Origin of the sequence: Chamaesiphon sp. OTE_8_metabat_110 (assembly GCF_031382685.1) — a bacterium.
In the GTDB taxonomy this organism is placed as follows: Bacteria; Cyanobacteriota; Cyanobacteriia; order Cyanobacteriales; family Chamaesiphonaceae; genus Chamaesiphon.
In genome coordinates this window covers 1-8,803 of sequence record NZ_JANMZA010000267.1, presented here as the reverse complement: position 1 = coordinate 8,803, position 8,803 = coordinate 1, and the positions used below count along the sequence as shown (strand labels likewise).

Annotated in this window: 7 protein-coding genes; 3 read left to right on the top strand and 4 right to left on the bottom strand. The window is 48.8% G+C overall.

Annotated features, from left to right (window positions below):
* Positions 1–56: 56 nt before the first annotated feature.
* The 4 genes from RMO52_RS09605 to RMO52_RS09590 all read right to left on the bottom strand — a co-directional run bounded on the left by RMO52_RS09605 (position 57) and on the right by RMO52_RS09590 (position 6,540).
* The gene (locus RMO52_RS09605; protein WP_310413377.1) at positions 57–4,220 is read right to left on the bottom strand and encodes a GAF domain-containing protein; all 4,164 of its coding nucleotides are present in this window, start codon (positions 4,218–4,220) and stop codon (positions 57–59) included.
* 11 nt (positions 4,221–4,231) lie between these two features.
* Positions 4,232–4,825, bottom strand: a complete 594-nt coding sequence (locus RMO52_RS09600) for a chemotaxis protein CheW (RefSeq protein WP_309738201.1) — start codon at positions 4,823–4,825, stop codon at positions 4,232–4,234.
* Between the two features lie 148 nt (positions 4,826–4,973).
* A complete protein-coding gene (locus RMO52_RS09595) occupies positions 4,974–5,336 on the bottom strand; it encodes a response regulator (RefSeq protein ID WP_309738202.1) in 363 nt (120 codons plus the stop codon).
* 34 nt (positions 5,337–5,370) lie between these two features.
* Positions 5,371–6,540, bottom strand: coding sequence for a response regulator (locus RMO52_RS09590; RefSeq protein ID WP_309738203.1), 1,170 nt, complete (start codon positions 6,538–6,540; stop codon positions 5,371–5,373).
* Positions 6,541–6,758: 218 nt separating this feature from the next.
* On the opposite strand from RMO52_RS09590, the gene RMO52_RS09585 reads away from it, so the two are divergent.
* The 3 genes from RMO52_RS09585 to RMO52_RS09575 all read left to right on the top strand — a co-directional run bounded on the left by RMO52_RS09585 (position 6,759) and on the right by RMO52_RS09575 (position 8,513).
* Positions 6,759–6,908: a hypothetical protein gene (locus tag RMO52_RS09585; protein WP_309738204.1), complete on the top strand. Its 150-nt coding sequence runs from the start codon at positions 6,759–6,761 to the stop codon at positions 6,906–6,908.
* A gap of 49 nt (positions 6,909–6,957) precedes the next feature.
* Positions 6,958–7,158 carry an NblA/ycf18 family protein gene (locus RMO52_RS09580; protein ID WP_309738206.1) on the top strand — a complete coding sequence of 67 codons (201 nt, stop codon included), beginning with the start codon at positions 6,958–6,960 and terminating at the stop codon, positions 7,156–7,158.
* A gap of 230 nt (positions 7,159–7,388) precedes the next feature.
* Positions 7,389–8,513: a geranylgeranyl reductase family protein gene (locus tag RMO52_RS09575; protein ID WP_310413374.1), complete on the top strand. Its 1,125-nt coding sequence runs from the start codon at positions 7,389–7,391 to the stop codon at positions 8,511–8,513.
* Positions 8,514–8,803 lie beyond the last annotated feature (290 nt).

Sequence of the window (8,803 nt, the reverse complement as noted above, 5' to 3'; positions counted from 1 at the left end):
AACACCCAAAACCTAATCCCTAAAGCCTAAAACCCAAAGCCTAAAGCCTTCCTCCGTTACTCAATCTTAAACTGACCGACATTCTTCTGTAGCTCTTGAGCGAGCTGAAGGAGATCTTGGAATGAGGCTTGAACGTTATCGGCGCGGAGTGAAGTTTTCTGGGAAATATCGGCGACTCGATCGATGCTTTGGGTCACTTGGGCGGAACTTTCGGACTGGAGGAGTGCCGCCTGGGCGATCGATTCGACTAGTTCGCCGATTTTGAGACTGATGGCGGTAATTCGGTTGAGACTCGATCGAGTTTCATCGACTAATTTTGTCCCGATCACTACTTGCTCGGTGCCTGCTTCCATTGCCATGACGACTTCACTCGTCTGCGCTTGGATGCTGGCGACGAGATTTTCGATTTCACCCGTAGCGGCGGCAGATTGGCGCGCTAGGGAGCGCACTTCTTCGGCGACGACTGCAAAGCCGCGTCCTTCTTCACCCGCGCGGGCTGCCTCAATACTGGCATTGAGTGCGAGCAGGTTGGTTTGAGCGGCAAAGCTACCGATCAGATTGACAACTTTGGAGATTTTTTGAGAAGATTCACCGAGTCGCTTGACTTTTTTGGCAGTTTCGGCGACTGTGTTCCGAATCGTCAAAATCCCTTCGACGGCTAGATTCATCGCGGCATCCCCAGCTTGGACTAGTTCTGCCGATTCCATCACCGCTGACTCGGCAATCAGGGCATTGTTGACGACTAGATCGATCGAGCCGGACATATCTCGCAGGCGACTCAGTGCCAACCCAATGTCTTCAGACTGTTGGAGGGCTTCGATCGAGAGTTCGGCTACCGAAATCTCATTGATCGTGGCGGTAGTCACTACTTCTTGGGAGACGCTGCGGACGCTATTGACTAAACCCCGCAGGCTCTGTACCGTCGAATTGTAGGAATCGGCGATCGTCCCGATTTCATCTTCGGTGACATGGGCGCGGAGCGTCAGATCGCCTTGAGAGATCCGATCGACTTGCAGCAGCAAATCCCAGGCGTGTTTTTGGAGTGTCTGGCGGGCAGCTTCTTGACTGGCGGCATATGCCGACTGTTGGAAATTTGCCAGTTCCAATTGCCCGACAAGCTGTGCTTGGCTGAGAGCGACCCCGACCTGCGCGGCGATCTGGACGAGCAGATCGATCTCGGACTTTTGCCAGCGGCGCTCCTGCTGACACATAGTGCCGCTAAAGATTGCGAAAAATTTATTGTTGACGATAATCGGGGTGGTAAAGATCGACTTAATGTGCATGTTGCGCAACTGAGCGTTGAGCGCTGCACTCAAGTTAGAATTCTGAAGATTGTCAACTTGAATGTACGAGCCTTCGACATAACCTTGACCCAGGACTTCAAACATAAAGTCTGCCGGGATCGTCGCCCCCAGGATCGAAAATTCTGGCGATATCACCGATTCAGCAATAATTTTCCCCTCACCTTCCCCGTTGCTATCGACAATCAGAATACTGGCTCGATCGAGTCCTAGCGCCTCACGCATTTCTGGCAACGCCATATTTAGAATCTCGGCTTCATCCATCGATTGTCGCAGTTTGAGGGTAATCTCGGAGATTAATTGCGACCTTTTGGCGGCGGCTTCGCGTTGTTCGATCAGTAAGGCTTGGTTGAGTGCGAGGGCAAGTTGAGTCGCCAACTGGTTGAATAAATTGATTTCATCGGGTTGCCACGCTCGCGGTGCTCGACATTCATGTCCGATTAGTAGTCCAAATAAGTGCCCGTCAAGCGAAATCGGTACGACCAAATTTGCCCGCACTTGGATCTGTTCGAGCATCTGGATATGGCATGGTGTCAACCCCGCCTCATAAATATCCGCAAATGCCGTTATCTTGCCGCGCTCGTAGCCAGCATCTTTAATACAACAATCATCAAACGTAGTGCCCAGCAGCGCCAGTTTGTCTAGAGCGACTGATTCGGCAGTAATCAGACCTTTAAAATCTGCATCTAACTCGAAAATGACAGCTCGATCGAGATCCAAGGCATAGCGGACTAGTTCGACGGCGGTATTGAGTACATCCTGCCGTTTGAGCGATTGCCGCAGTTGTAGGGTGAAATTGGAAATAATCTGCAATTTACGCGCATCATCTTCTCTTTGGGCAAATAGTTGCGCCTGATTTAAGACCAGTCCGACTTGAACGGCAATCTGCGCGAGTGTTTCGAGGAGTTCTGGCTCCCAATTCCGCGTCGCGTGACACATATCGCCCACGATTAGCCCCGCCAATTTATTGTTGACTAAAATTGGGATCGAGACACTTGCCCGCACTTGGAAACGTTGCAGATTGGCGATTTGGACACCTGTGAACCTCGCTCGTTCGATATCGGCGATCGTCGAAATCTGACCCTTGCCGTAACTTAATATTTGCTGGCGATCGAATAACGACCGATCGAGTACTTCACCTAAAATCGATAAAGTGCCAGGAGCGACTGCTTCAGCATCGATCTGGGCAGGCAAATGGTCGCTAAATGTCACAAAGACCGCCCGATCGAGTCCCGCCGCCGTGCGAATACTCGTCAGTGCGGTGGTAATAATCGTCTCTCGATCGAGTGAGGAGCGCAGTTGTTGGGTAATCTCTAAAACCAAATCTTTCCGCTCGGCTTGGACTGCTTTGCGCTCGATCGACTTGCGCCGTTCGAGTACCAATCCGATCCGATCTGCCACGGTTGTGAATCGATCGATCTCGCCGAGCGTCCACTTCCGCTCGCCATTACACACCTGTCCGATTACCAATCCCAAGATTTGACCTTCTACTAAAATCGGCGCTACCATGCGCGCGCGGATCTGGAGCTGTTCTAAGAGCGAGATCTCCGCAGATTTAAGTCCACCAGCCGCATCGAGGCTGTAAATACAAGAAATTTGACCGAGGGCGCTATCCTCACGATCGAGTTCGTACTGAAGGTACTGGTTCATCATCACCGCATCTGGCAGCAGATAAGCTGGTGCCATCGCCGTCGCCATAATTTCGCCGCGCTCGCGCCCGCTCCGACCGAAGACCATCAGCCGATCGAGATTAAATTCTTCCCGAATACTGGCTACTGCCCGATCGAGTAATTCGATCGAATCGGCTGGCTCGTTGACTTGTAGCGCCTGAGACAATAGATTCGAGCGATGTAACTCAATGGCTTGGGTATTCCAAGTCATAATCTGCTCGATCGCCAAACCCAGTCGTTGTGCGGATTGAATCCCAAACGCGATCTCCCAAGCCTGCCAATGGCGCACCCGATCGCATTGCTGGATCGAGACTAAGCCGATTAACTGTTTACTAGCTAAGATGGGGACGATCGTCATCGATTTGACACCCATTTGCTCGATCGACTGCTGGCGGTTGGGACTCAACTTTACTTGCTGAAGATCGTTAAAGGTGACACTTTGCCCCTGCTCGTAACGCGATAATTCAGCTGGCAGCTCGGCAAAATACATCTGACCGAGTGGGGTATCGATCGTCGCGCGCTGCCCAGACCCGACCGACTCGGCAATGACGCTCGCCGTGCCATCTAGATGACACTGGAAAACTGCTACTCGATCGGCTTGTAAAATGCGGCGGATGCCACTTGCCCCGGTCTGATACACTTGCAGCCGATCTACTGACTCTTGGGCGATCGAGGCGATTTTGCCGTAGAGCTGGTTGGATTGAGCGGCGAGTTGCTGTTGTTGGAGCGTCCGATCGAAATTGGTAACTAATTGATTGAAGCCATTTGCCAGCGCTTGAAACTCAGCGCTACCATTGGGGTCGAGTTGGACGCTCAGATCGCCGTTAGCCGCCTCGGTGAGTTTGGTGGTGACTCGATCGATCGAATTGGCGATTCGGCGGACGATCCAGACCGCCATGCCGATGTTGATAGTGCCGATCGCTAGCAACGCAATTAGATCTATGTACCAATTTTCTGCTTGTGTCGCCACCGACGCCGATTGTTGTGAGCGGTCTGGTGCTGGTTGATTACTGCGATGAAATGCCAACCAACCACTCATCGTTAGCGGCACGACAATAAACGGCAAAATTAGTAAAAAGATTTGCTGTTGCAGCGATTGTCGTAGGCGAAACGAATCACCCGTCGGGAGCGGTGCAGTTGGGAGTTGCTGCGGCTCATCTAGTGGGGCGATCGCTGGTGCTGGCGGGGTTGATGGCACTGGTGTGGCTGTGACCGCACTCTTTTTCGCTGTATCTTCGATCGTCTTCATTTGGCTATTTTTTATCTAAAAAAGTAATTTAAATCCGATGGGGCATCAGCACGATCTAAGATTGCTTGCCCATCTAATATCAATAAATCTTCCCCATCGGGCGATTCCCACACCCCACTCACCCACTGAGCTAATGCTGGATGGAGATCCGCCGGGAGGGAACCGCTGGTGGCATCTAACTCGCACCATTCAATTTCGACTATTTCATCGACAATAAAACCAATGGTTTTCAACCCTGGTAGCTCGGCTGCTGCTGAAACTGATAACTGCTGTCGCGGAAAAATATCGGCCTCGCCGCCACTGCTGAGGACGATCGTCGGCTGGACACTGCGATAACGTTGAGTAGCTCCGCCCAGACCTAGTAATAGTGCTAAATCCACAATCCAGAGAATTTTCCCCCGCCAGTTGTAGACACCTCTGACTGCTGGGGGCAAATGTGGCATCGGGACGATCCGATCGGTGGGAATATTCGCAACTTCGATCGTCCGCTCGACCTCAATTAGCGCCGTAGTGCCTGGTTGCAGGGAAAACCTTAAAAATTGGCGGCGATTTCGGCCTGAGTCTGCACCTACTGTCGATTGCTCTTTGTAACTATTGGCTTGCAATTTATCACCCCTCGATCGCGATTTTTGTCAACGCTATTTATTACTGACACTTCTAGTCTGAACTTCTGCGATAATTTTAATAAAGAATATCATTTAACAAAAAATAGGAATTTAAATCCGTATTCTAAAGCCCTAGTTATCAATTAATTTAATTAACTAATTTTTGAATTACCTCAATGAAATCACTGCGATTTACTGGCTTAGTCAAATAAAGATCTGCTCCTTGCTTTAATCCCCAAAATCGATCCATGTCGGTATTTTTTGTCGAACACATCACAACTGGTATTTTCTGAGTATCGACCTGAGACTTAATCGTGCGACAAATTTCAAAGCCGCTGCGTCCCGGCAAGACCACATCTAAAAAAACAATATCTGGCTTATTAGAACTTAAATAATTAAGAGCTTCTTCGCCATTAATAGCGGAAATCACTCGCCATCCCAAAGTCTCCAAATAATTAGTCAAAATCATCAAGTCGGTCTGAACATCTTCGACAATCAGTGCTGTAGACATCTGTGGTACTATGGTATAAATAGGGATGTTAAAATTAGACGATCGCGACAGGCTGTAAATATTTTTGGGCGATTTCTAGTACTAATTCTGCTTGAACTGGTTTAGTCAGAAAATCAGTTGCCCCCACAACTTTGGCACGCACCCTGTCGATGACCCCATCATTACCTGTCAAGATCACGATCGGGGTATTTTGAAAAGCACCGATTTTGCGGAGCCGACTACAAATTTCATAACCGTTCGCATTGGGCATCACCAAGTCCAGAAAAATCAGATCTGGCTTTTTGCCAACGACAATCGGAATGGCTTTGAGCGAATCCATCACACTAATAAATTGATAACCCTCTTGCAGAAAAATTTGTTCCAATCGATCGCACACAAATGGACTGTCATCGATACAGACAATCAGTGGTACTTTTTGTCCCAAGGGATACTTACTTTTGGCAACCGGACTGGCAAAGTCGGGCAGATCGAGCAGCCCGAGCATCCCCGATTGCAAGTGCGCTCGAAAAGATTGACCGATAGCGACTGGTGATTTGCGCGCCTTGGCAGCAATTTCGCGAATACTATGTTCTCCATTTAATACGAACTGGAGTGCCTGATAGGCTGATGGCGAAACGATTCTTTGAAATTCACTGTGAGCAAAGATTTTGATGGCTCGATCTGGTGAGACTTCTACTAATCCAGCCTGCTGCCATTGCTGCTGCTGTTGAACGGCAATTCCTAATGCTCGATCGAGGTCGATCAGCGTTAGTTGAGGACTGAGCAGATCTTGGGCCACCTGCTGATAGGTGACTTCTTCGGCTTGGACGATATCAAACAGGACTTCAACGATCGTGGTTTGGATATGCTTAATCAAACCATTACGGGTCATCCGTCCCTGCTTTGCCCAATTAATCAGCAAATAGTACTCCCAGCAACTAGTTAGCTCTGTGGATGTCAATGCCGAAATATTGGTTAATGCCTCGATCCGGGCTTGAAGATCCTCCGCAGTGCTAGCATCTACACCCATAATCGTGGTATTTCTCACCCACCGTCGAATGGGATGACTACCGCCAGTAGCATAAAGGATGCGACCGAGGTAAATATAAAGGCACCACTCATGTCCCAATGAACTTTTGAGTAAAATTTGTCCACTGAAGTGTTGGTGCTTGATTTCACTCAACTCAGTAGCCAAGCGATCTAGCGTGATGTATTCAGCAACCATTTAATTTTTCCGTTGTCAGCAGGTACCATGCGGGACTCAGTTAAGGCTAATTTGTCTCGATTCCGTAGGATCATTATGCCCACCGCCATCATCTTTTGCTCACGATCGCCATAAATTTAGAGATCGATCTCGACCCAGCTCAAGAATTGTCAAAGTATCTTGACAAAATTGCAAGTTTGTTCGTGCTGAGCATTCCTCAGCAAATTAATTTGTTAAAAATGAAATCAGTTATCGGAGTGCCCTCAGATCGGTATCTGCCGATCGGACTAACTCAGATCTGTATTTGTACAGATCGACATCATTGTCAAACGACTGTTATACTTCTTAACATGGCGGTTCGATCGAGCCGCGATCGACAACTCAAATAACTGTCCCCAGTGGGACGATTTTGCTTAATACCCAAAGCAGGAGTCAATTATGTCTAAATCCTTCGACCTATCCTTAGAGCAACAATTTAGCATCCGCTCGTTCGAGCACCAAGTCAAAGACATGAGCCGCGATCAAGCACAGGAATTTCTGGTAAACCTGTACAAGCAAATGATGCTCCAAGAAAATAGCTACAAAAACTTACTCAAACACCAATGGGGCATTGAAGAACCCGATCGTCAAGCAGCCTAAAATCACAGTATCCACAGTTTCAGCCGCTTGAGACTCGATCGAATTGTCGCTAGTGAGCGACCTCCTTCTCTATCTACAAGCAGATATCGGTAAGATGGGGATTGGGGCGCGAACTGTCTGACATAACAATATTAGTAACAGCTAAATAGTGCCAAGGCGATGGCTGGTTGTACAATGGTCGAGATTGTGGCAGATTAAAGCCACGATCGAAGTATCTAGATAACCATCTTATGTTTGATTGTATTATCGTCGGTGCTGGCCCCGCAGGAGGCAGTGCAGCCTACCATCTCGCCAAACAAGGCAGATCGGTATTAGTTTTAGAAAAAGATGCCCTCCCTCGGTATAAACCCTGTGGTGGTGGCGTGTCCCCGGCGATCGCGCAATGGTTTGACTTCGATTTTAGCCCCGCAATTTCTTGTCGGGTAGACACCCTGCGTTATACTCTCAATCTCGAAGATCCAGTCGATGTCAAGCTCGAAAATCAAGAGCCGATCTGGATGGTAAAACGCGATGTCTTCGACCATTTCCTAGTCCAGCAAGCCCAAAAGCAAGGTGCCGAATTACGGGATAATACTGAAGTAAAAAGCATCGAATTTAAAGTCGATCGTTGGCAAATAACTACAGCAAATGGTACCGTCGAAGGTAAATATATCATCGCCGCCGATGGAGCCAAAGGTAATATGGCAAAGTGGCTGGGCTTTAAAGATCGCAAACGCCGTCTGGCTGGCGCACTCGAAGTCGATGCCCCCAGCGACAACGTGGTAAATACAATTAATTTTGAATTTGGCTTAGTCAAAAACGGTTATATCTGGAACTTTCCCAAAGCCGACGGATATTCGATCGGCATTGGCACATTTCGCGGCGGTGAAGCCCAAGACTTCAAAAAAATTCTCGATACCTACAGCACGGGCGCATTTGGCATTGACATTAACAACTTCAAACAATACGGACATCCCCTGTGTCTGTGGGATGGCGATCAAAAACTCCACACCCAAAATGCCGTCCTAGCTGGCGAAGCTGCCTGTGTCGTCGATCCGATGACAGCCGAAGGCATTCGCCCCTCAATCTTTTCAGGCATTAAAGCAGCCGAAGCGATTCACTCCGCCCTCGGCGGTACCAGTAATGCGCTAGAGAAATATACTGAAGTTATGGCAACCGAATGGGGCGCAGACATGAAGTGGGCGCAGCGTTTGGCTACCGCTTTTTATCAGTTCCCGAAAGTTAGCTATAAAGCCGCCGTCAAGCGTCCTTCGGCAAGTATGACGATGGCACGAGTTTTAGCAGGTGAACTCAGCTATTCAGACATTGCGGGTAAAGCAATTAAAAAACTCAGCGGTAGTTTATTTGGGAAATAATTGCAGCTAAGTCCCCGACTTTTTGGAAAAAGTCGGGGATTTGCGATCGCCGACTTGTAGATTTCGATCGTAGTCCTTTACCCCACCCCAACCCTCCCCTTATAAAGGGGAGGGAGCCAGGAATTGTCCCCCCCTTTATAAGGGGGGGTTGGGGGGGTAACACCATCTCAACGTCATCCTCTCAACCCAACAATTCGATCTAAAACCTAAAGCCTAAAACCTAAAGCCCAATCCATGACGTATCAAGAACTAGAAATCGACACCCCCACACCCGTTCTTTCCTGGGCGGG